At 64.0% G+C, this 289-nt stretch carries 1 pseudogene; it reads left to right on the top strand.

From position 1 onward, the window contains the following. Positions 1-106 precede the first annotated feature (106 nt). Positions 107-289 (top strand): annotated as a pseudogene (locus AC0L3U_RS39160) (ribokinase); the annotation flags it as partial.

Below are 289 nucleotides of genomic sequence, written 5' to 3'. Positions count from 1 at the left end.
GGTTTCCATGGGTGACCGCCAAGCAAATGGGTATTCTGGTGCGCCAACAGGAGCGTCTGGCCGTTGAGACCATGCTGAACGGCCATGTTTCGAAGCTGGTGGCGGCTTCAACGTGATGGCCGCCGCACGGCGTAATGGCCTGCGGGTGGTGTACCTGGGGCGTCACGGCAGCGGTCGGTTCGGTGAACTGGCCCGCGCTGCAATGCAGGCTGAGGGCATTGAAATGGCACTGCCGGCAAGCAGCGGCAAGGACACCGGCTTGTGCGTCGCCCTGACCGAAGCCACCACG

Source organism: Bradyrhizobium sp. Kon69 (assembly GCF_055807515.1).
This window is presented reverse-complemented; position numbering and strand designations above follow the sequence as displayed.